We start from the raw sequence: 21,878 nt of genomic DNA, 5'->3' as shown, positions 1-21,878 counted from the left end.
TTATTTCTTTTTTAGGAATTTTTCAAATTCTTTTAAACTTACAAATATTTTCCCATTTCTTACGGGTTGGTAAGCCTTCAATCCAGCTTTTCTATATTTAGCAAAAGTTTTACTATTAAGGCTGTACTTTTTTAAAAATTCATCATGGCTGATAATATCATTACATGTGATGTCTCGAATGGTTATTTCCAGTTCTTCAATTCGTTCTTGTAGTAGTAAACAGCGCTTGATAAGTGGTTTTATGTTTTCTGTCATAATACATTTTTTATGTTCAGTAACATAAACTCTCTGGAAAAAAGGAAATATCCATTTTATGTTTGTAAAATTATTCAAAAAATGTAACGCATTAATTATCAGTGATAAAAATTTTACATAAAAAAAGGTGATCATAAAATCACCTTTCGATATGTACCCCAAAATCGGAATATCTTGCTGTTTTAGTCGAAATACTTATTTATACTATTATATATCAGCTTTTTAGAAGCGGCAATTATATCAAATTCTTTTGATTATAATACTCATTAACCCAATTTATTAAATCGTCTTTGTCTTTATAGTCTAATAAGTATGGAGTTTCTTTTTGTTTTTTGATGGCATCTCTTGAAAAATAGGATGTGGTTACTATTAGTCCTTTATTTGCTTGTTCAGTTTGTATAACTTCTTTAAAGCTTCTTATTATTCCTACGTCAATTTTTCGGTGCGGACTATGTCTTTTACATTCCACTAAATATTTTATAGGGCTTAAGTTATCGACATGCTTTAAAGCTAAAATATCAAAACCGTTATCTCTCGTTTGTTTTGTTAACTCAACTTCAAAACCATTATTATAAAGTAATTCTGCAATAACTTTTTCAAATTCTCTCGGAGAAATCTTGTAGAGCTTTTCATTGTTTAAATAAATTTCAAACAAAATATCTCGAATTTGATAGCTGGTATCAATTATTATGTTTTTTATAGAAGGTTCAATTATTAGAGATTCTTCTGGTTCATCATCATTAAAATCTTCTATTAGATCAGCAAAATCATAACTATAAATTTGCAACTTATCAATTAATTCTTTTAGTGGGTTCTGATTTAAGCTTTTCTCTATTTTCCTGAAAGCGCTTTGATAGTCACTGCTTGGAAATGTAATTTTGGATAATTCACTTATCGGGCTACTCACATTTATTTTATTAACTTTCTGTAACCATTCCAAATTTGGATAGAGTTTATTTGTAATAGATTTATTAATTAACTCCATCTGTTTTTGCAACGGATTGTCATAAATCGAGGATATTTTTTTCATCCACTCAAAATTATTATTTAAATCATTCATTTGAAGAAAGTTGTTATTATAAAATTTTATCACCTATAAATCCACTTATACTGTATTTATTACTCATATATTATCTTATAGCCTTGAGGAAGTATTACTTTATGGATTTTTACTCTTTTGCCCTCTTTATGTAAATTCCAGTTTTTAAGCTCAATAATATTGTATGCCTCATTTACTTCCAAAAGAACATATTGTTTTGATATTAGAACATATTTGGGTGATTTTTCAATACTATATTCATCCCAATATGGTTCTAAATAATCTGTTTCAATAAATTTATTTCCATAAAGCTTTATTGGTAATTGATGTAATTTACATTGAGTTTTTATAAATACGTCATTTATATCATCCTTTATAATTTTTAGGTTTCTATCATCTAGTAACCTTACATCATTGATACTTTTTGACATATTTTTCAATTTGGTAAATATCCTTAGTAAGTTATGAAGTTTATTATAATATCTACTTTCGGGAAAAATTGAATGTCTTTTATGAGCAATTCGGGGAGACGTTTTAAACCTAATTATTTTTTCTTCGTTCATTTTATACAATTTATTAGATTATTTCTTCAATTTGATAATGGTCGTAAAATCACTTGTCATATTTATCCTAAAATAGGAAATATTCAGTGAAAATATTCAATAAGCGATTTTAAAAAACAGTACTTATTTGTTCAATGGAACCAAAATGCGGATTGAAACCTCTCGCTTTTTCTATTTCAAGATATTTTAATTCCGTTTTAAAAATGAAATTATTTCCATAAATATCTCTTATCTTAATTTTAATATCAATTTTATTATTTTTATTTAATAACGGATTATAATTTCCCCAAGCTGTAATTCCTTCAAAATAAGCAATTCCAACCAGGGAGTTCCCAATACCTATATGACTTCGATCATTCACATCATTAACTGAATTAGCTATTCTCAAACTTTGTGCTATAATTATTTGACCATTCTTTAAATTCATTTTAAAAGGTTCAACCGAGTGCCATTGAGCTAACCAAACAAGCTCTTTTTTATTCCAAAATTTATATTTTTTGTTTTTATAATATCCTAAAAATATTTTGTCGATTGTGGTCGCCATATTTCCAATATTGGCGATAGACATATACGAAACAAATGCTGACTTGTGAAGTTCAAACTCCTCATTTAGCTCTTGGTTGAAGTATTTCTCTCCCGTGTAAAAAAGACTAAAGAAAGATATTTTGTCAATAAATCTTATTTTTAACTTAGGTTTCTTAATAAGAGAGCTAAACAATCCGCTAATCCAACCATAAGTAATCGTAGCACAAAATAGTAATAAAGATAAAAAGCCACAATTGTCGTTTGTCCATTTAATAATTTGCTTTATTTCATTCATTTAATATTAAATTTTTACATTTTCAAAACTCCATTTAGGGATTGCAAACTGATTTACTATTTTATTATGTCTTTTTGTGATCTCATTTGCCCTCCATTTTTTATTTTCTTCTTCTAAATATGATTCTATTTCAGCTTGTTGCTTGAGTAGTGGATTTGATTTATATGATAATAATTTGTCTTTAAAGGGCTTATTGCCAATGGAAGAATTATGTGAGCCTGATATTAGCATTAAATTACCAATTGAATTTAATTTTTGATTGATGAATATTTCATTATATTCATTATTTTCATTAACATCATAACCTGTTGAAATAGGATTTCCATTTGTAGGTCTTTGTGGTGATATATGTTCTATTTGTTCATTTTCAATTATACAATTACCAACTTTATAACCTTTATTCTGAATAGAATCTTCATACTTCCATAACAAATAATTAAGTACTCTGTTTTCATACATATACCCATCTAAATATTCTTTTATTCTATAATCTCCCCAATACCATGCATCATTGAATTTATTTTTAAAATGATTTCTTAGACTTTCAAGATTACCATTAAAGCCTAATAATATTTCGTTTAAACGGCTGATGAAATCAGCTCTACTATTTATCAGACGGTATCTAAATACAACTATTTCTAATATATGATAAAGTGTGTTTAGTTTATTTTCGTCATCATTAAAATATTTATAACCTTTAATTATAAAAGGATATACAAAAGCAGGAATAGAAAGTTCTCTTAAGTCCTTTAAGTATGGGAGTTTTGAAGATTCCATTTTTTTTATGTTTGAAAATGAGGTATGTAGCTCAGTCACAAAATCCTTTATCCATTTTACCTTATGAGTGCTTGATGTAAAAACTTCTTTAATATCGTCGATTGTTCTGTAGGGATAGCCTTTAATGAAAGCATTGCAATGATATATAAGTACACTATCTTCGTTAAGGCTTTTTAAATCGTTAATTATTAAATATATAAGCTTGAAAATATTAGATACAAACTCAATGTTTGATTCAGTTTCTTCTTCAGGGCTGTAAACATACATTTGATACATAAAGTATGACTTTATCTTTTCCATGTTGGTTAAGTCTTTACCTCTGTTGTTTTGTAATTCAAACATTAAAGCTGAATCTTTTTTCCCGTTAAGTTCTATGCAGGTTAATTCTGTAGATTCTAATTTTTCAATTATACTTAATAAGTCCTGGGTTTTTAATTTCTCAAGCTCATTAATAAAGAATTTTTTTCCTGCTTTTATTCGTTCCTGTGAAGGGGTCGAGGTCTCAAATTTATCCTTGCCATCAATAATTAATGCCTCAAAACAAGCTCTATCATATTCTACTGGTCGAAGTTTTACGTTTCCTCCATTTTTAAAATATATTTTTTCTTTGGATTCAAAATCAAACTCTATTTCTAAATCTTTTCTTTTTTTGAGGACATCCAAAATCGAACGGTTGAAAATAGTTAGTGTCGTAAGTCTCTGCTGCCCATCGATTATCTCGTATTGAATATCTTTTTTTATTGTCTCAAGCAAAAGATTTCCATAAAAATAATTATTATCCCCGTGTATTTGTTCTTTTAGGTCTGTCAGAAAAATATTCCATTGTTCTTTATCCCACGAGTAAGCTCTTTGATATACGGGAATTACAAAATGTTTTTGAGAACTATCAAAAAGTCCAAGCACAGTAGTTGGTCTGAATTGCATGTTATTATGTTATTAATTTTAAATATTTGAATAATTTCATATTAAATCTCGCCTTGCAAAAACCATTTAAAATTCTTTCAGAGCGAAACTATATTCTTATCATTTTTTAATTGATTTTGAGACATTCACAAAAGATTCTACGACATATTAATTGCTTTTATATTATTAAAATCATGTTGTGTAACCATTTTTAATGTTTTTATAATAAATACTTCAAGATATCTACAATAGCTAATTAATCATATCTTTTCTTTAAAGTGTTTCCAAATCTTTTGACACTACTTTAAAAATCTCGTATCCTCATACTTTGCTCTCTCAGTTTTTAAAGATACTAACCAATCCAAATACATTTCTTCAGGCATACTACGATAGCCTATTTTGTGAATATGAGTATATTCCTTATTCATCAGATCAAACAGTTCTTTAGCTTTTGGATTGCTTAATGTAGCCTGAATATCTTTTGTATTCTGTTCTTTCATTAATTTTTGAAACTGCTTCGTATGGGTTTCAGCCTGTAATAATAAAGCATTTGCCAAATATGGGTGAATTTGGATTGCTCTTTCTGCGCATTTCAACGGGAAATTCCCGTCATTATCTGGGAAACTTCTATTGTAGGCATTTGCCAAATCTACCAATAGTAATGCAAGACTTTCCTTATTGTTCAGGGCTTTCATAAACACACCGTTTTTAATGGCATCTAAATGAATGAACCCCGAAGCTGATAGCCAGGCATCGATCGGAAAAATACCACTTGTAAGCTCTGTATTGAACCAACCGATTGATTTAATATTATGCTTGATGTAAACGTGGTTCGGTGCTAACGCCAGATTTGCATCTGCTCCAATTTCTTCTGCTAAGATTTTGTATAAATAGGGCATTGAGTTACAATTACCTTTTTGAGTATCTAATAATTTTGATACAAACAGGTTAGATAGTTCTTTATGCCCGAATACATCTTCAAAATCATAGGTGAAGGGTTTGTATTTTACCGTATCATTTTTTATAATCACTGGCGTAGTCTGACACATTACCGTATAAACGGCAGCATACTTGCTTACTTTTTCCTGATCTCTTTCAGTATAATTGAGCTTTCTGTTAGCAACAAGCTGATTGCAGAAATTAGCCAGAAATTTGATTTTACGGTTTAATTCCTCTGTATCTAATTTCCCCTGATAATAAGCATTTTCTACAATGAAAACAGCAGTTTTGAAACTGTAAGGCTCTTTATCATTGAGCATATTATCAATGGTTTGATAAGCATCAGTATAAAAGTGATTTTCTTGAGCTGTTAAAAATGCAGAAGTTAAAATAAATAGGAAAATGTAAATGTCTTTCAATTTTTTATCCATACCAAATTATTGATTACAATTCATTTCCATGTGTGATAGTTGTTGTTTATCTAAATTATAAGAATCAATTATGAGCGGAGTATAATTCAAATTAATGATCTCACCATTTGCAGGTCTTGGAATATTATCCATAACTTCAATATAATTAAGAATGTTATTTGAAGAAAATAAAGAAAAAGGGCTATTAATCAAAGAACCAAATTTTATTTCTTTTTTATCTGGAATTGAATAACATAAATAGTTCCAATAATCAGCACCTAAAGCAGATGCGCCAGAAGCCTTACCAATAGCAATTATAACATTTTGTTTTTCATTTAGTAATAAATAAAAATTTGTATCTGTTGTATAAGATACAAAATCTTGAAATTTACTTACTGCCTGCTCATTTCTATTATTTTCCAAAAATTCATATACTTTTATTGTATCGACTTTATAGTATTTCGTACTTTTTAAAGGACTTTTGTTAACCAATCTATATATCTTTCCAAAACAAAATTGCTTTTCATATTCTTCAATCTTTAATGCATTATTTGGATTAATATGTAGTTCCTCTGAAATACTTTTTGTATTGCAACAAATGACAATAACTGATAATAATAGGAATTGAATAATTATTTTGAAATGTACCATCTCTTACCTGGATTTATATATTTTGAAAAAGTTGTATTTCCTATAGCATTTGTAGATTGAAACTTATAGGCACCGTTTGCTTTATAATTTCCTTGCCCAAATAAATCATGTGAAGGGTTTGTAAATAAATACCCTTGCAAATATCTGGCTCTATGTCCACCTCCTGATTTAAAATCTACTCCATCCCAGTGGGTTCCTCCATTGGTAATATCAGCTTTGCTAATAATTCCATAAGCAATAGCTTTATGAACATTATTACGTTTAAGATCTGCATCGGGTCCAGTTTCATTAGAGTAAGAATATTTATATCCACTTTGTGAACCAGAATCAGTTTTTCTTACTCCGTAAACTCCATAAGGAGATTCATCTGATAATTGATCCATTAAATTATTTCCCTCATTTGATGCTCTATTTTTAAGAACGTCTAAAATTCCCCATGTTTCTTGAAAACCTCCTGTACTTTCTGCATACAGTGTTTGCGCTAAAAAATCAAATTCTTTTGACGTAAGATTTAGATTAGCTTCGGAATTTTCTTTTTTGGCAAGATCCTTAAAATAAGCTGTTTTATTGTTATCAAAATTACTTTTAGCCTTATTAATTTCATGGGTAGTTGCAGCTATTGTTTGATCTTTGCCATCTTCAATATGAGTTTTTTTACCTGAAAAAATATCAATAAAGTCAGTTTCAGGAGCCATTCCTGTTGGATCGGTAAACTTTAATGGATTATTAAATGCATAATTATAGGGAGTCCAATCTGAAAACTCCTCACTAAGTGGATCAGGAGACATCCAACGTCCGTGAGTATCACCAATAGGCTGTGCATCAGGATCAGATAAATCAACTTCCCTTACTTCAATGATATTGTTTCTTTTAGTATTAAACCTTACTGAGCCAATAACTACAATACTATCTGTATCGTGAAATTCCAGATACTTTCCTTTACTCAGTGTAGCAATCTTCGGATAAACCCCATATTTAGCAAAAGGATTTCCAATAGCAATATTCTTTCTACGTCTCTCTGCTTCCTTTGGAGTTAATGAATCTTTTGTTTTCAAAACTTCATCCATATATGGACGGCTACGTTCTTCCTTTGTCAGCTTTACAGGATTTACCCATTTCTTTTCGGTTTTGAGTTTCTGAGTTGTTTGATTTTTTTTCTTCACTTGCGCCTGTGTGAATCCAGCTATCACTGCAAAACCAATCAGTAATATTCTTTTCATAGTCATTTGTTTTTATGATTTTTAAAATTATTCATTTTTTCTTTATAGTTTATTAGGATCAATTGGAAAATATCTCGGTTTTTGTTCCTGCTTTTTCTTTTCCTGCGCTTTTTTCAAAGCTTCCTGTTCTTGTCTTTCCTTTTGCTTTTGAAGCTGATACAAACGCATTCTTTCTGCCAATGCTTCGCTTTCCTGTTTGTTTTTTTCGGTTTTCAAACCTGCTAACCATGATTCGTAAGCAGATGCAGGCATTTCGGCATATCCTAAATTACCAATAGTATTAAACTGCTCGTTGAGCTCTTTAAACTGTTCAACAGCTTTTGGAAAATAACCAGTTCTCTCCAAATCTCTTTTATCATCAGGGTTAATACCTAATCGTTGTAATACAGAAATTAATCTTGCCCGATCTATATTTGCTTTTTCCATATTAGGAGCAATTCCATTAGGATAAAGCTTCAATGCTTTATCTATTACCTTATTTACAAATTCATCATACCCGAACTTATGTACATATCCTCTCGCTAAATCAAAATAAGCCATTCCCAATAATTCTTTTTTAGAAAGGTTTTCCATATAAATTTTATTCTGCAAGGCTTCTGATTTAATATATCCTGATTCTAAAAATGAATTATCGGTAGGAAACATACCATTGGTAAGCTCTATATTTCTCAATTTTCCCTCATCACCTACAAAACGAATATAGGAATGATTGGGAGCTAATGATAAATAGGCTTCTGTATTCATTTCTTCAGCTAACATCAAATAGTATAAAGGCATTGAATGGCATTGCCCTGAGCCTGTTTTGAGGAGTTTGGAAACAAACATCTTAGAGTAATCTTTTTCACCCATATAATCCTTAAAATCATATTCAAAAGCTTTGTGAACTTTTCCTCCTAAAGTCATATCCTTAGAAAAATACTCGAATAACATCAGATTTTTAGAAACATTGCTTTCTGTATCTTGTTTCCTTTCCTTCATTTTTTGCAAAAGTTGCTTTGCCGTTTTCTGGATTCCTGCTTTGAATTTGGTTATATCCTGTTTATTATCGTAAAAAGCATTTTCTACGGTAAAATTGACATCAGCTAGTGAGTAGTTTTCCAAGTCCATTCCAGAAATCTTGTTAAAAGCATCGTAATAGGCTTTTGTTCCTGCTTTTCCCGATAATGACGGTAAGTCATACGACATATTTCTGCCATTCTCTACCCATTTACGAAATTGCATTTCCCGAACTTCTGCCATGTCCTGTTCTATCTCACGCATCAAAGCATCATTTTGTGATCTTCCCTGTGATTCATACATATTGTGTGGCTGAACCGAGTTTGAGTTTTTTTGATAAGAGCTTGGCATTGACGGAGCATAATTCCTTTGAGGGCTTCTGCCATTCATCGGACTACCATAATTCGGATTAGAATAATTACCTAACCCACTTTGGGTAGGGGCTTGAATAGTGGGTAAGTTCGGGATTTGTCCGAAACTTACGATACTTAAACACAATAAGGGAAAAACGTAAAGTTTTTTCATCATAAATAGTAATATTTTAGTTTGTTTTGTGTTTCCCGCAAATTACAATTTTTCTTCGATTGGTGAAAATAAGAATCTGTATAAGTTTTTTACAAATCTATTTCGGCATAACGTCAAAACTCGTCGTGTTATATTTTTAACAATTCTGATAAGCAAGAAATCAATTAAAAACCGAAAACGGTAACTTTCTACTCAAATTATCTTTAGAGCGAATTTTCGGCATTTCTGAAGCTTTTTTACTTGTATTGCTCAGTCTCTTACAGATTTAAAAAGATGGATTTCCCTTACTATCAAAGTTTTTTTCCTTTCGGGCTTCATAGTGCCTTTTCAGATACCCTTACTTGCTTCTTCTTGTATTCTGACGTATGCTTTTACTTGATTATTTCAGTGCCAATCTATTATGCTTTTACTTGCTTTCGACTTGTTTTATTTTTCCTTTCAAACCTTATTTGTAATATTTGATTTTCTCAGCTTTCATAAAACCTTCTACATTTCTGAAAGTGATCTTATCAGTTCTTTCAGCATTTTCTAATGCCTCCTTTTTACTTTTTTTACAATGGGGAGAATCTAAATTGATCTCTTTATCGTTTTCGTTGTAAAACTTATCAATCCTTTGTAACTTGGGTTTTCCGTAATTCCTATAAATACCACGGTATCTGATCTGCCATGCACATTTGTTATCTAAAAACCAGTCTTCTTTTTTCACAGCTCCGAGCAGAACTCCTTTTTCATCAAAATAAAAGTCCTGCGAACTATTCCAGTCTCCCATTCCCCAAAAACTATCAGATTTACTGATGTAAATAATCTTATTATTTTTTTTTATGATTCTGTATGACATCATGATCTCACTATCGTCGTCCTCATTATTATCGTTATCGGGATGGTATCTTTTAAGAGTGCCGTTATTCAGTTTATAATAGCTTAGAATTTTATCGGAATTATTTTCTATTATTTTATTGGCAAACTTCTCAGCTTCTTCAAGTTCCTGATTAATATTTTTCTGACTAAAAACCAGAACATAACTAATGAATGCAATGAATGTTATTAATTTTTTCATGATTAATTGATTTGTATTGAATCTCCCTGCTGATTGGGAGCGTTAATTTCAGTTTCAGAATGCTGGGATACTTTATTTTTTTCTCTAATTTTAGCTTGTTCTTCGTAATAATTATATCCCGTGCTGGGTTTATAGCTCTCAACCCTTGTCATATCAGTTCTTTGGGTATTGTGATCTTTGATATTTTTATTTTGTTTGTTGCTGAAGTTATCTTCTGCCAGATTTTCATCACTGAAAACGACTTTTGTAAATCCTAAAAACCCGTAAGCTGTGATTAAGTTTTCTTTGGACTCCTCGTCACGATAGTCCAGTTTTCTTACCAAAACAAAATCTTCCTCATATATCCCAAGGTTGGAATACCCTTTTTTAGATATAGTATTGGAAATAAAGTTTTGGGAATATTTCTCCGTCATTTCTTCTCCTAAAAAGAAGTTTTTCATCGTTTTAAAAATCTGAGGTTTTTGTAGTAAGATTTTATCAACAATAGCATTCTGCATTTTAGCCCGATCAGGCTTTAAGAAAAAAGCAGAAACACTAAACAGGATGATTATACCAACGATTATATAAAATGAATAACTTTCTCCCGACTGCGTTTTTTGAGTGATGTAAAGGTCATTTACAGTGCTTTTATTAACATCTTTATCACCTGAATCACGACCTTCATCAGGGAACATGATCGAAATATCCCGTAATATCTCTAAAGCAAGATCATTATTGTATTGTTCAACGATTTTAGGAATTCTGAAGAGATCAATAATTGCCCAGATAAAAAATCCTCCTGCGGTAAGGATATATAATATCAGCCAACCCCATTTTTTAAGGTAGGCGTAATGCCACCCTAAAAGAAACCAAAGCAGGTAAGATATTCCTACAGATTTCTTTCGTCTTTCAAATTCGCTAATAAAGAGTTTTTGTTGTTCTGAGTTCAGCTCTCGAAATTTTTTCTGAATCAGATAAGAGAAGTTTCCCATGATTATTTTATGACCGCAAAGTTCCATACAGTCGCTTTAATTCATAGAAAAAGCGTGGAACTGAAGCCAATCCGTTACTGAGGTACTAGGATACCTGACAACCAGAAAGACTTAGCCCACGCCTAGCGTGAGCGTAAATCGATCGGATTTGGTTGTCTTGAAGATTCCTAGTTTTCAGTAACCAATACGATAGCTTACGCTTTTGTATCTTAAATTATATTTTTATCTTTTACAAAGATAGCTAAAATTTTAGGGTAACTACGCCTGAAAATAAAAATTCAATTTTCTAAAGATGTAGTTACCCTAATTAAAATCTGAGACAATTAAAACTTAAACTTATTCCTCATAGCTTCTTTCATAATATCAGTATTAACATTGGCGTATTTAGCCGTAATACTTATATCGGTATGCCCCATCATTTCTTTAACAATTGTTATAGGAGTATTATAATAATTAACCATCATCGTTCCGAACGTATGTCTTGAAACATGAAAAGTCAGGTTTTTATTTAATTCAATAGCTTCCCCAAGGGTTTTTAATCTGGAATTATCATTCTGATTGGTTACAGTGGGGAATAGAAGCTCATCTTTGTCTTTTCCTTTACCGTATTGTTTAGCCATTACAAAAGCTCTCATATTCAAAGGTATAGTAACAGGATTACCCGTTTTTACTTGTATTTTGGTTATTAATTTACTTTTGAAATCAATATCTTTCATACTTAATGTATTAACATCACAATACCTTAATCCCGTTAAACAGGCAAATATGAATCTATCTTTGGTTAATTTAAGTCCAGAATCAGGATTCACTTTTATTTTAGAAAAACTTTCAAGCTCGTCTGGAGTAAGAAAAACTAAACATTCGGATTTTTCCTTGTATTCCTTATTGATGTAAGGATTATCAATCATTAATTTATGTTTGATGGCTAGATTAATGATAGCATCCAGATTCTTGTGATGATTAGCGATTCCATGTTTACCGTCGTCTTTTCTTCTTAAAAAAGCTTCAAAATCTTCGATAAACATTAGATTTACTTCAGCAACATCAATACGTTTCTTAAACTCTTTAAGATATTTCCTGAGCAAATTATACTTATATAGAGTCGGCTCCTTAATTTTTTGGGACTTTATTTCTAGCATTTTATCGAATACCGTATAAAAGCAGTTAAGGTTAACCCCATTGTAGTAATCTTTAATAACATCAATCGTCAAAAGTTGATTATTATTAACCTTATTCATACAGAATTTTTCTAGTTTCAGAACAATTTCTTTTAAAAATATATTAATCTCTCCGAAACCTTTCCCTATGCAGGTTTTCGTTTTTTTGTCCCACTCTTCAGGATATACCTTTTGCTTTACGGGAAGCTTTACTATTTTATCATGTAATCTAACCTGAACATTAAGCGGACATCTTCCGTCAACTCCCTTTTTATCCGTTCTTAGGATAATTGAAATTGAAAATTGTTTTTTCATAATCTTATTTTTTAATTTTTTAATAATTCTGCAAGAATTTCTCTTGCGTTCATTTACATTAACTCTCCTAAAAATTAAAAAAGAGGCGAAGGTAGATAATTGTTAGCAATAATCAAAATTAAAATTCTGAAAATCAAATAGTTGGTTATTTATGAAGAAAATAAAAAATTACAATTAGGGAGAATCCATAAAAGTTCCATGTCGATTTATACCTCACAATTGGAAATCCGAATTGATGAGTCAATAATATCAAGATGTTTTTAACAATAGGCGATTTGTACCTTAAAATAGGAATTTTCCCATATTGTATTTAAAACCAAAGAGTTAGAAAAAATTCCCCCTTGGATTTTACAGGGGGAAATTTTTCATATTGAACATTAATCAAAAAAAGAAGCTAGGAGAATCACAATTATTGAAATTCTGGAATAGGATAATTCGGGAATTCGTATAATTTTCAGTTTTCAAATTTTCGTAAGTTAATTTTCGGGTCATATTTGATCCAAAAAAAGGCATTTTGTTACAATTTTTTCCCCCTTGTTTCGAACAGGGGGAATTATAGGGGGAAAAAATATGGGAAAAGAATGGATCAGAATACTACAGACGTCAGGTATGGATAACAAAAAAGCCCCTATTGAAGGGGCTTTGAGCATTTTTACTCTTGAATGTTGTGGTTTCTCCAGGAATCGAACCAGGGACACATGGATTTTCAATCCATTGCTCTACCAACTGAGCTAAGAAACCATTTATGTTTTTGTTTATTACTTCGTTGTTTTAAAGTGATGCAAAAGTATAATATTTTATAATACTACGCAAGTTTTTTGAGTTATTTTTTTGATGAAATGTATTGATGTAGCCTGTTTATATATTCAATGCTCTGTTCATCAATTGTTTGGAGGGATTCTTTTTTTTAATATTATTTTTAATAGTTTTCTGGCAATGTATTTTCATTACTGAAATTGATTTTTATTCTGAAATTATTGTCCTTATATGTTCCTGATAAGACAAAAATTGAAAAACGAGAGCTATCGTTGATATTATAAAATTTCGTGTTAAATTAGTTATTGGATTATGTCAAAGTAATTTTACAAAACAAATTTTTGACTTATGAAATTACCTACTGAATTAGGAGATGAATATATAAACAATGTTCTTTCCAATCTTTCCTTGGAAGATCTTCCAGGTGAAGAGTGGAAGTTGATAGAGGGTTTTGAAAATTATGCTATTTCTAATCATGGACGAGTTAAGAGTTTGGAACGTTGGGTTCCACTTCCTGCCGGAGGAGAGCAAAAAATATTGGACAGAATTATGAAACCGCAAACCTTCAGGTATTTTAATAAACATTTAAAGGCTCATTTTTATAATGTGAGATGTAATCTCTGTGTCGAAGGAAAAACATATGGAAGATCAGTAGCCCGTTTGGTCTACTATCATTTTGTTGAAAAATTTGATATGGATGATCATTCATTTCTTATGTCTTTTAAAGACGATAATCGGTTTAATCTACATTTTAGCAATTTGGAGAAGTTAACAGTGAGCAAGCTGCATAGTAAGTCACTGAGTACCGGTAGGGGAAAGAAAGGAAATTACCAGCAGGCAGTGAGCCAATATACAGTTGATGGTAATTTTGTTGCTTCTTACGAAAGCATTTATGCAGCTGGTGAAACTTTGGGGATTTATCCGCCTCATATTCTATCAGTACTCAATAAAAAAAATATTACGACAGGAAAATTTTTATGGTTTGAGAAAGGATATAAGCCTACTAAAGAAGATTTCATACCGGAGAGAAAAAGTAAATCGGAAAAGATACTCAATACAAAACTTTGGAAAAGGCTCGGGCAGTCGCTTATTGATGAAAGCAATCCTCCAGCCTGCATGAATTTATCGCTGAAAAATCTTTCCGGTGAAAGATGGAGGCCGTTTCCAGATCTCGAAGAATATTTTGCCATTTCCAACAAAGGAAGAGTAAAACGGTTAAACACTTGGACACAGAATGTAAGCCAAACTTTTTGGAAAGAGCATATTACCTCGCTCTTTGTACAAAAGTCTGGTAGTGAAAAATATTTTCTTTATACTAAGTTAAGTTGTAATGGAAAAAGTTATAATACAGCAATTACCCGAATACTTTATTATTGTTTTATAGAAGAATTTGATCTTAAAGACAGGAATCTGGTGATCGTAAACAAAAATGATCCACAATGGGATTTAGATATTTCAAAATTGTCCTTACAGTCTGTTACTGAAATCCTTACTGAAAGAAATAAACAGTATGCTGCTAAGATAAGGACAGTACTTAATTCCAAAGAAATATTCAATAATTCTCTTTGGGAAAAAGTAGGTAAACCACGCATTAACAAGAAGAGCCCACCTGCCATTTTCGATTTATCTTTAAGAGACTTACCGGATGAACGCTGGAAGCCATTACTTGGATTTGAAGGTAAATATGTTATATCTGATAAAGGTAGGGTAAAGCGCTTGAGCGGATGGAAATCTGATGCTGAATTGTATGGAGAGGAACAGATTTTATCTTTGAAGTTTAAAAAATCAGATTCTCCTTATCTTTATTTTACTCTGCGTACGAATGAAGGACGATTTGAAAAAAGACTTCCAAGAATGCTTTACTATTGTTTTATTGAAGAATTTGATCTGAATGACAGAACACTATGGATAGTTAATAAAAATGAGACTCAATGGGATATAGATATGTCAAAGCTATTACTACGTTCTAAGGTAGATTCTTTTAAAAATAAGAAATAAGTTATCAATGTCGCTTAAATGTTGCCCTCAAATTCTTCAGTTGTAAAAATGATGAAAAAGAGTTACCCCATTTTGCTCAGATTAAATAAACAGATAAATGGCCTGCAAGGATTGTTAAAGAAATAAATATTAATTATCTCCTAATTTTAGGATTTTTTTTTAATATTATTGAAATTTAATTATTTAATCTGTTTTAAAGTTATTCAATTTGATTATAACTGTCAGATTAAGTATTGACTAATTCAGTATAAGTATTAATTTTAATAAATCAATTCAGAAATTTGAGTGTCTTTTATTGTTAATATTTCATCAGAGACTTCTTTTAGATCTTCCAAATGATGACTAATTATAAAGATTATTTTTTCTGTTTTTAATTTTTGTATTAAATCATAAATGAATTTTCTGTTTGCCTTATCTAACGAAGAAGTTGGCTCATCCAAAATTAAGAACTGTGGATTATGATATAAAGCGCGCATCCAACCAAGTAATTGCTTTTGACCACCGGATAGATTGATTCCCTCTTCTCCTACCAACGTTAAGAAACCTTGAGGAAGGGAATTGATAAACCTCTCAAAGCCAAGTGAAATCAATTCGTGTAATTTTTGTTCATTTACCTGCTCGTCAAGGATAATGTTTTCCAGGACATTCCCGTTGAATAGCTGTATGTTTTGCGGAACAATGCCAGTTAAGCTTCGCCAGTTATTGATAGAGATATCCTTTAAATTGATGCTTTCATTAATGATAATTTCTCCTTTTTCCGGGAAATAGTTTTTTTGTAATATCTCTGTTAATGTAGTTTTACCACTTCCGCTTTCTCCAAGAAGACAGGTAACATTCCCTTTCTGTAAAGAAAAAGATATTTGATTAAGAAGCCTGCTTCTTCCGTTGAATCTGAAATCAATATTTTTTATATCAATAGATTGAACATCTATAATTTCCAGTCCCCCTATCTTTTCTTTTTCTAATGAAGAATACTCAAACATCCTGTCAAAAGCTACTTTAGCTTCCTGTATTGGGATGGTTACCAGAGCCAGATTGGTAATTGAAGAAAGTAATGAACTTGAAATTCCTATAATTGCCATGAGCTCGCCAATCTTAATTTCATCGTTTAAAACACTATAAGAGGAAAAACCAAGAATTAACAAAAGAAAAATAACCAGAGTTAATCCGGAATATAATGAAATAGTAAGATTAAGTTTTCCCAGTTCAAAAATTTTTGTTTGAAAAAAGCTGAAAACGGTTTCATTTCTTTTAATGAATAAATCCTGTTTGGAAAATCCTTTAACAACTTCTATTCCTCTAATGCTGTCTATATAATTGGCTTCATTTGAACTGTAAGATTGCATTACATTTCTTTGAGATTCAATAATTTTCTTATTAAAACTAAAGATGATGTAAAAAATTATTGGCGAGATGATAATACAGACTATAGCAAGTTTCCATGAGTAAAAGAAAAGAAAGCCTATTGAAATCAGAACACCTAATATATCTACGGCTGTGTTGGTGATTAATTGTTTTATAACAATTTGAATTCTCTGAGTATCATTAAGTCTTGCTACGAAGTCTCCAATTTTCCTGCTGTCGAAAAACATTTTTGGAAGATGAAGAAGAGAAGTATAAAACTTTTTATTGATTCTTTCATTAAAGGCTTTGCTTTGTTTGATGATATATAATTCTCTTAATGCCTGAATAATGACCTTCGCAAAAAGTAGAAACCCCAAAAAAGAAATACTTAATAAAAGAAGTGATGTTTTTTTCTTTGGTAAAATATCGTCGATTAATTTTTGTGAAAAAATAGACATCGACATTCCCAATAAAGTAAATATAAATCCCAGTAAAATAATGGTATAAACAGCTTCCTGATCATCCTTAATAAGATTTTTAAGCCAAAGTCTCTTCTCCAAATCTGTTTTTTTCTTTTTTTGGAACTGAGCACTTGGCTTTAAAGTAAGACATGTTTTAGACTGCCATACTTCTTCCAGATATTCTTTAGTCCAATATTCTAAGCCTTTGGCAGGATCTCCGATAAGAAACTCACGATCTCCATTAAAATTGTAAGAATAACATATAACATAATGTTCAAATTTTTGATCTATAATAGTATGTAAAATAACGGGTTCTCCGTGTTCTATAAGAGCATTAACATCAGCTTCACAACCTTCGGCATCAAAGCCAATAGCTTGGGCGCACTGGAATAAACCAAGAAGTGTAGTTCCTGTTTTGCTTGTTCCACTTTTTTCGCGGAGTGTTTCCAATGAGATATCTCCATCATAGTATCGAACTAAAGACTGTAAACACCCCACACCGCAATCTGTCAAATCTTGTTGAAGAGCAAAGGTTTTTTGTATCAGCTTATTTATTTTCATCAGCAGCGTTTATTAGTTTTTCCAGCTTAATAACCCCGGAATTTCTTTTTATAAGATGGTTATTTTTGTTGTATACCAGGAAATATGGGATACTATTCATTGCTAATTTTCGATAAAGTGCTGCCATTTTATCATGGCACCAAATAATATTATTTTGATTACTCAAATTGTGTTGTTGTGCAAATCCTTTAATCTCATTCAGAGGCTCACTGGCTACCCAAATCCATTGGATATTCTGATAATCTTGATAATTTTTGGATAATTCTTCTGCTTCTGCCTGACAAAAATGACAGCCAGGGCTGAAATATACTATTACTTTAATCTTATCATTAGCCAGATTATGCTGGGTGAATGAGCTTCCATTTATAGTTGTAAGACTAAATACAGGGACATTTTTCAATGCTTCTGTTTTTTCTTTCCTTTTCTGGAAGCTTAAAAATAAATATACCATTATCCCAACCAGTACCATTGGAATAACAACAGCTGATATTTTTAAAAGTTTATTGTTTTTCATATTGTTAATACTGTGCGTTGAGTATGAAGAATGAAACCACACCTACCCAAAACAGAAGCCCAACTCCATAAGTAATTGTTGTTAAGCCCAATGATTTAGGAAAACTGATCTTATTGTCTGAAAGTTCCCAGATGCCCCAGGCAAGAATTCCCCAGTAGAAAAGTTCAAACAGGTTGACTAATTGTAAAGGGTATGCCAGCCATTTTTCTGTGGAAATATATTCTTTCATATTCAATAAAGAGATGGGATAATAAGTTTGCAGATTTTCCAGCGTATAATCCGTATCAATCCAATAAAAATTAACAAACTTATAAAAGCCTGCGATGATAAAAACAGATTCTGCTATTAAAACAAGGGTTATTATATTTGAAAATTTTACTTTTTCTAATCCTGGTAAATCAAAGAGTTTAATAAAGTTAAGACAAAAAGCAACTAATAAAACTTTAATTCCAATAAGTAAAGGAGTTACCACATAGCTTACCCACCACCATTTTTTCTGACTCTCCATATAGTTTTGTACCAATTCATTAGGATAATCTTTTGACAAAAAATCAAATATTTTTGATTCAGTAGTAATGTAAGTTTTGTCTAAATAGAAGAGCAGAAAATAACATAAGATAATACTTATGAAAAGTATAAAGTTTTTCATTTGTGTAAAAAATAAAATATTAATTTTTTAGAATTATAAATTAAGAAAACAGAAGTTAAGTTGCTTTATTGAGAATAATTTCTTTTATTTTTTAACAAGTTTTTTGTTTTATTTTAATATTTTCTATAAATTTAACCTACTCTAATCTTAAAACTAGGAGGATATTCCTCCTAGTTAAGTTTAATTACATAGCTTTCTTACTGCCACAGCATCAGTTTTATATTTTTCAAATTTTATCACTATCATTTCTTTTAGTCAATACTTCTATTAAAATTACCAGAAAAAATAATACTAAACCTATTAGTTTTTCAATAGAATGAAATTCCATCTCAAAGAAAAAGTACTTAAATATCAGATAGATAATTACGATTAATAAAATAAAATTTGAGAATGTTTTGTATTTTGTTTCTTTAATAATTTTATTCATAATAACTAAAATTTTATATTTATAATAAAAATTGGCATGATATAAAAGCATGCATTAGAACTAATTAATCTTTGTGGCATTCATTTTGAAAGAACATTGCCCCTGCCGCCGCTGTTAAGTACCATTGCCCTGATGCAATACTAGCTCCAATAGCTGCAGCATTTAAAGCACAAGACCATCGAAATTCTCCGCCTTTCAAATTTTCCATTTGCGAAACATTTAATTTTTTCATTTTGATAAATTTTAAATTTAGTAATTATTTTTTTGTCATACAATCCCTGACATGGGGCTTTGCTGATCAGCGATTATATTTATATTTTGTACTGTACACATACAAAAAATAAAATATTTGTGTTTTTACCTGAGATAAACTTAGGCAAGAGTTGAGCAGAAAAAAAACAATAGGTATCAGGATTTATAAATCCATATTATAAATTTATAAATTATTAAAATTAAATCTATTGAAAATCAGTTAATTATATTGTTGTTGAGTTTCGATTTCTTTAATATAAATTGATGGGGTAGTTCCGGTTTTCTTCTTGAATGCAGTTGCAAATGCCTGCACATTATTATAACCAATTTCTTCCGCAATAGCCGGTAATTTATAAGATCTGAATTTTTTATCTTTTACAAGTCTCTCCAAAACATAATCAATACGCAGATCATTAAGATAAGAAGTGAAATTCTTCCCTTTATGATTATTGATCGTTTCAGACAAATAAGATGTATTGGTTTTTATATTTTTTGCCAGGCTGGCTAATGTAATGCCATTTTTTAGAAAAAGCTGCTTATTTTCAAAAGTTTCTAACTCCTTTAGAATGAATTGGATAACCTCTTCAGGAGCAGTCTTAGTTATGGTATTTTCTGTTTCAGCATGTTCAGAAATTTGAGGCAGCTCAGGAATTTCTTTTTTAATATCTGTAGTAGATTCAGAATTTCTTTTTTCAATACTATGAATCAGTTCCTGGGCAATTTTCCGGTGTTCTATTGCTGTTTTTTTTGCTTTATAATAAAGATAAAGAACCAATAAAAGAATTAATAATAAAAAACCAATAGAAGCATATAAAATTATTTTCCTGTTTTTTAGATCGTTGATAATCTCTTCTTTTTCCTGTAAAAGATTAGGAGTGTCATATTTCTTGGGTAGTTCTGTAGACAAATATTGAAACTGCTCATCAAGTTTTTTGTCAACTTTTAAAAAACGATCAATATAATACAATTGTTTTTCTTTATCGTTCTTTTCTTTGTAATAGTCTATAAGATAGGTGTATACTTCCCGGAGTTCAGGAAAAGTAATATCAGTCTTTTGTACTTTAGAATCTAACTTAGTGTATGTTTCTACAACTTTTTCTTTGTTTTTTAAACCATCATAAGCTTTTCCTAAATTATAAAGTGCATTATTAGCATTGTTTGGATTGATTCTTACTATGTCGTCATACACTTTGGATAGTTTTGTAATGGCAGTTTTATATTTTCTCTGTTTTAGGTCATATTTTGCTGATAAAAAAGAGTACAAACTAATATCATAATTATTTTTACTGATACTGGCGGATATTTGACCCTCCTGAATCAGAATATTTGCAGAATCCAATTTATTAATATCAAGATAGCAGCTTATAAGTGCTATACGCATTTGATTGTGCTGATAATTATCAGTTATGTCATTTCTATTATACAGATAATGTCTGAATATTTTTGCCGCTTCTGCATTTTTGCCTATATAGCTGTTAATGTAAGCAATATTTATGTCAGCATAGGCAATTTGTCTTTTATCATTTTGCTCTTTTGCATATTTCAGCCCCAAAATATAGCTATCCAATGCTGCTTTTAAATTATCATTCTTGTAATATAGATTTCCTTTTATCAAAAAAGTTCTGGCAGGATAGAAGTTTCCTTTTATATCTTTTGTAATTGCAGCTATGCTATCAACATACTTTAAAGCGACGGAAAAATCTTTATTAAAATGTATAAGGTTATAGCCTTCCGCTATTTCGAGTGTATTTTTTTCTTTTTTAGCTTTTTGGAGATAATATTTTGCTATTTGTTCAGAGTGCTGAAATTGATTATGATCATAATAATCATAAAATTTATTTTTCAGTTGGGAATATTTGAATTCAGATAAACTGTCAATATTATCGTTTTGAGCACCTGCCAAATTATTAAACAATAATATTATAATTGGAAATATATACTTCATCATTTTGTAAATACACTGCAAATTTACATTTTATTCATTAAATTAGGAATCCATGAAAAATCTTAAATAAATGTATTTAAATTTTTGATAATTAGTGTTTTAAATTATTTTTGAAATAATGGATTTATAAATCCATATTGTATTTTTATTGTAGCTTTGGAAAATATTCTTTTATTTGCGTTTGATTTTTAAATATTATTATCGATGAAAAAAAAGACAATTAAATCAGAAAAAAAATTATCATTAAAGAAAATGCAAATAATGAAAATTAGTGAAATGAAAACAATTAACGGAGGAAATAATCAATTAGATAATGCTAATGATGAACCAGGAACTTTAATTCCTCAAAATCCTGTATCAATAAGAAGATAAA

The 21,878-nt window shown here is 30.1% G+C and carries 19 protein-coding genes and 1 tRNA gene; 2 read left to right on the top strand and 18 right to left on the bottom strand.

Features of this window, described 5'->3' with window-relative positions:
* The 13 genes from BW946_RS10125 to BW946_RS10065 form a co-directional block, all read right to left on the bottom strand.
* Entirely contained in the window at positions 1 to 255 is a 255-nt protein-coding gene (locus BW946_RS10125) for a hypothetical protein (protein WP_139325994.1), read from the bottom strand.
* 235 nt (positions 256 to 490) lie between these two features.
* A complete protein-coding gene (locus BW946_RS10120; protein ID WP_076596068.1) occupies positions 491 to 1,315 on the bottom strand; it encodes a restriction endonuclease in 825 nt (274 codons plus the stop codon).
* Positions 1,316 to 1,374: 59 nt separating this feature from the next.
* On the bottom strand, positions 1,375 to 1,857 hold the full coding sequence (locus tag BW946_RS10115) for a hypothetical protein (RefSeq protein ID WP_076596067.1): 483 nt from the start codon (positions 1,855 to 1,857) through the stop codon (positions 1,375 to 1,377).
* A 109-nt stretch (positions 1,858 to 1,966) separates the two neighbouring features.
* Positions 1,967 to 2,677, bottom strand: coding sequence for a hypothetical protein (locus BW946_RS10110; RefSeq protein WP_076596066.1), 711 nt, complete (start codon positions 2,675 to 2,677; stop codon positions 1,967 to 1,969).
* Between the two features lie 6 nt (positions 2,678 to 2,683).
* Positions 2,684 to 4,378, bottom strand: coding sequence for a DUF262 domain-containing protein (locus BW946_RS10105; RefSeq protein ID WP_076596065.1), 1,695 nt, complete (start codon positions 4,376 to 4,378; stop codon positions 2,684 to 2,686).
* A gap of 278 nt (positions 4,379 to 4,656) precedes the next feature.
* Entirely contained in the window at positions 4,657 to 5,727 is a 1,071-nt protein-coding gene (locus BW946_RS10100) for a hypothetical protein (protein WP_076596064.1), read from the bottom strand.
* Between the two features lie 6 nt (positions 5,728 to 5,733).
* Positions 5,734 to 6,357, bottom strand: coding sequence for a hypothetical protein (locus BW946_RS10095; RefSeq protein ID WP_076596063.1), 624 nt, complete (start codon positions 6,355 to 6,357; stop codon positions 5,734 to 5,736).
* Positions 6,339 to 7,577, bottom strand: a complete 1,239-nt coding sequence (locus BW946_RS21595) for a cell well associated RhsD protein (RefSeq protein WP_185116526.1) — start codon at positions 7,575 to 7,577, stop codon at positions 6,339 to 6,341. The genes BW946_RS10095 and BW946_RS21595 overlap by 19 nt, the downstream gene beginning before the upstream one ends.
* Before the next feature lie 42 nt (positions 7,578 to 7,619).
* Positions 7,620 to 9,101, bottom strand: a complete 1,482-nt coding sequence (locus BW946_RS10085) for a hypothetical protein (protein WP_076596062.1) — start codon at positions 9,099 to 9,101, stop codon at positions 7,620 to 7,622.
* Positions 9,102 to 9,543: 442 nt separating this feature from the next.
* Positions 9,544 to 10,155 (bottom strand): hypothetical protein, encoded by a 612-nt coding sequence (locus BW946_RS10080; RefSeq protein ID WP_076596061.1) that lies wholly within the window; start codon positions 10,153 to 10,155, stop codon positions 9,544 to 9,546.
* 2 nt (positions 10,156 to 10,157) lie between these two features.
* Positions 10,158 to 11,126, bottom strand: a complete 969-nt coding sequence (locus BW946_RS21590) for a TM2 domain-containing protein (protein ID WP_076596060.1) — start codon at positions 11,124 to 11,126, stop codon at positions 10,158 to 10,160.
* A 323-nt stretch (positions 11,127 to 11,449) separates the two neighbouring features.
* A complete protein-coding gene (locus tag BW946_RS10070) occupies positions 11,450 to 12,598 on the bottom strand; it encodes a site-specific integrase (RefSeq protein ID WP_076596059.1) in 1,149 nt (382 codons plus the stop codon).
* Positions 12,599 to 13,266: 668 nt separating this feature from the next.
* Positions 13,267 to 13,339, bottom strand: a tRNA-Phe gene (locus BW946_RS10065).
* 363 nt (positions 13,340 to 13,702) lie between these two features.
* On the opposite strand from BW946_RS10065, the gene BW946_RS10060 reads away from it, so the two are divergent.
* On the top strand, positions 13,703 to 15,352 hold the full coding sequence (locus BW946_RS10060; protein ID WP_076596058.1) for an NUMOD4 domain-containing protein: 1,650 nt from the start codon (positions 13,703 to 13,705) through the stop codon (positions 15,350 to 15,352).
* Positions 15,353 to 15,612: 260 nt separating this feature from the next.
* Here BW946_RS10060 and BW946_RS10055 read toward each other — a convergent pair whose 3' ends face one another.
* The 5 genes from BW946_RS10055 to BW946_RS10035 form a co-directional block, all read right to left on the bottom strand.
* Entirely contained in the window at positions 15,613 to 17,718 is a 2,106-nt protein-coding gene (locus BW946_RS10055; RefSeq protein ID WP_076596057.1) for a peptidase domain-containing ABC transporter, read from the bottom strand.
* Complete coding sequence (locus BW946_RS10050; RefSeq protein ID WP_076596056.1) at positions 17,705 to 18,232, bottom strand: peroxiredoxin family protein; 528 nt, start codon at positions 18,230 to 18,232, stop codon at positions 17,705 to 17,707. The genes BW946_RS10055 and BW946_RS10050 overlap by 14 nt, the downstream gene beginning before the upstream one ends.
* Before the next feature lie 4 nt (positions 18,233 to 18,236).
* Entirely contained in the window at positions 18,237 to 18,779 is a 543-nt protein-coding gene (locus BW946_RS10045) for a hypothetical protein (protein WP_139325993.1), read from the bottom strand.
* A 593-nt stretch (positions 18,780 to 19,372) separates the two neighbouring features.
* Positions 19,373 to 19,540, bottom strand: a complete 168-nt coding sequence (locus tag BW946_RS21405; protein ID WP_170872071.1) for a hypothetical protein — start codon at positions 19,538 to 19,540, stop codon at positions 19,373 to 19,375.
* A 240-nt stretch (positions 19,541 to 19,780) separates the two neighbouring features.
* A complete protein-coding gene (locus tag BW946_RS10035) occupies positions 19,781 to 21,508 on the bottom strand; it encodes a helix-turn-helix domain-containing protein (protein WP_083688845.1) in 1,728 nt (575 codons plus the stop codon).
* A gap of 201 nt (positions 21,509 to 21,709) precedes the next feature.
* Between BW946_RS10035 and BW946_RS21400 the strand changes: the two genes are divergently transcribed.
* Positions 21,710 to 21,877, top strand: coding sequence for a hypothetical protein (locus tag BW946_RS21400; protein WP_165790577.1), 168 nt, complete (start codon positions 21,710 to 21,712; stop codon positions 21,875 to 21,877).
* Position 21,878 lies beyond the last annotated feature (1 nt).

It is taken from the genome of Chryseobacterium sp. RU33C (assembly GCF_900156015.1).
Classification (GTDB): Bacteria; Bacteroidota; Bacteroidia; order Flavobacteriales; family Weeksellaceae; genus Chryseobacterium; species Chryseobacterium candidae.
This window is presented reverse-complemented; position numbering and strand designations above follow the sequence as displayed.

Bases quoted from the DNA above. Each gene is read 5' to 3' on its own strand.
- BW946_RS10115 (WP_076596067.1), bottom strand. From the start codon at position 1,857: ATGAACGAAGAAAAAATAATTAGGTTTAAAACGTCTCCCCGAATTGCT.
- BW946_RS10060 (WP_076596058.1), top strand. From the start codon at position 13,703: ATGAAATTACCTACTGAATTAGGAGATGAATATATAAACAATGTTCTT.
- BW946_RS10120 (WP_076596068.1), bottom strand. From the start codon at position 1,315: ATGAATGATTTAAATAATAATTTTGAGTGGATGAAAAAAATATCCTCG.
- BW946_RS10125 (WP_139325994.1), bottom strand. From the start codon at position 255: ATGACAGAAAACATAAAACCACTTATCAAGCGCTGTTTACTACTACAA.
- BW946_RS21590 (WP_076596060.1), bottom strand. From the start codon at position 11,126: ATGGGAAACTTCTCTTATCTGATTCAGAAAAAATTTCGAGAGCTGAAC.
- BW946_RS10070 (WP_076596059.1), bottom strand. From the start codon at position 12,598: ATGAAAAAACAATTTTCAATTTCAATTATCCTAAGAACGGATAAAAAG.
- BW946_RS10050 (WP_076596056.1), bottom strand. From the start codon at position 18,232: ATGAAAAACAATAAACTTTTAAAAATATCAGCTGTTGTTATTCCAATG.
- BW946_RS10110 (WP_076596066.1), bottom strand. From the start codon at position 2,677: ATGAATGAAATAAAGCAAATTATTAAATGGACAAACGACAATTGTGGC.
- BW946_RS21405 (WP_170872071.1), bottom strand. From the start codon at position 19,540: ATGAAAAAATTAAATGTTTCGCAAATGGAAAATTTGAAAGGCGGAGAA.
- BW946_RS10035 (WP_083688845.1), bottom strand. From the start codon at position 21,508: ATGATGAAGTATATATTTCCAATTATAATATTATTGTTTAATAATTTG.
- BW946_RS10055 (WP_076596057.1), bottom strand. From the start codon at position 17,718: ATGAAAATAAATAAGCTGATACAAAAAACCTTTGCTCTTCAACAAGAT.
- BW946_RS10100 (WP_076596064.1), bottom strand. From the start codon at position 5,727: ATGGATAAAAAATTGAAAGACATTTACATTTTCCTATTTATTTTAACT.
- BW946_RS21595 (WP_185116526.1), bottom strand. From the start codon at position 7,577: ATGAAAAGAATATTACTGATTGGTTTTGCAGTGATAGCTGGATTCACA.
- BW946_RS21400 (WP_165790577.1), top strand. From the start codon at position 21,710: ATGAAAAAAAAGACAATTAAATCAGAAAAAAAATTATCATTAAAGAAA.
- BW946_RS10080 (WP_076596061.1), bottom strand. From the start codon at position 10,155: ATGAAAAAATTAATAACATTCATTGCATTCATTAGTTATGTTCTGGTT.
- BW946_RS10095 (WP_076596063.1), bottom strand. From the start codon at position 6,357: ATGGTACATTTCAAAATAATTATTCAATTCCTATTATTATCAGTTATT.
- BW946_RS10085 (WP_076596062.1), bottom strand. From the start codon at position 9,101: ATGATGAAAAAACTTTACGTTTTTCCCTTATTGTGTTTAAGTATCGTA.
- BW946_RS10105 (WP_076596065.1), bottom strand. From the start codon at position 4,378: ATGCAATTCAGACCAACTACTGTGCTTGGACTTTTTGATAGTTCTCAA.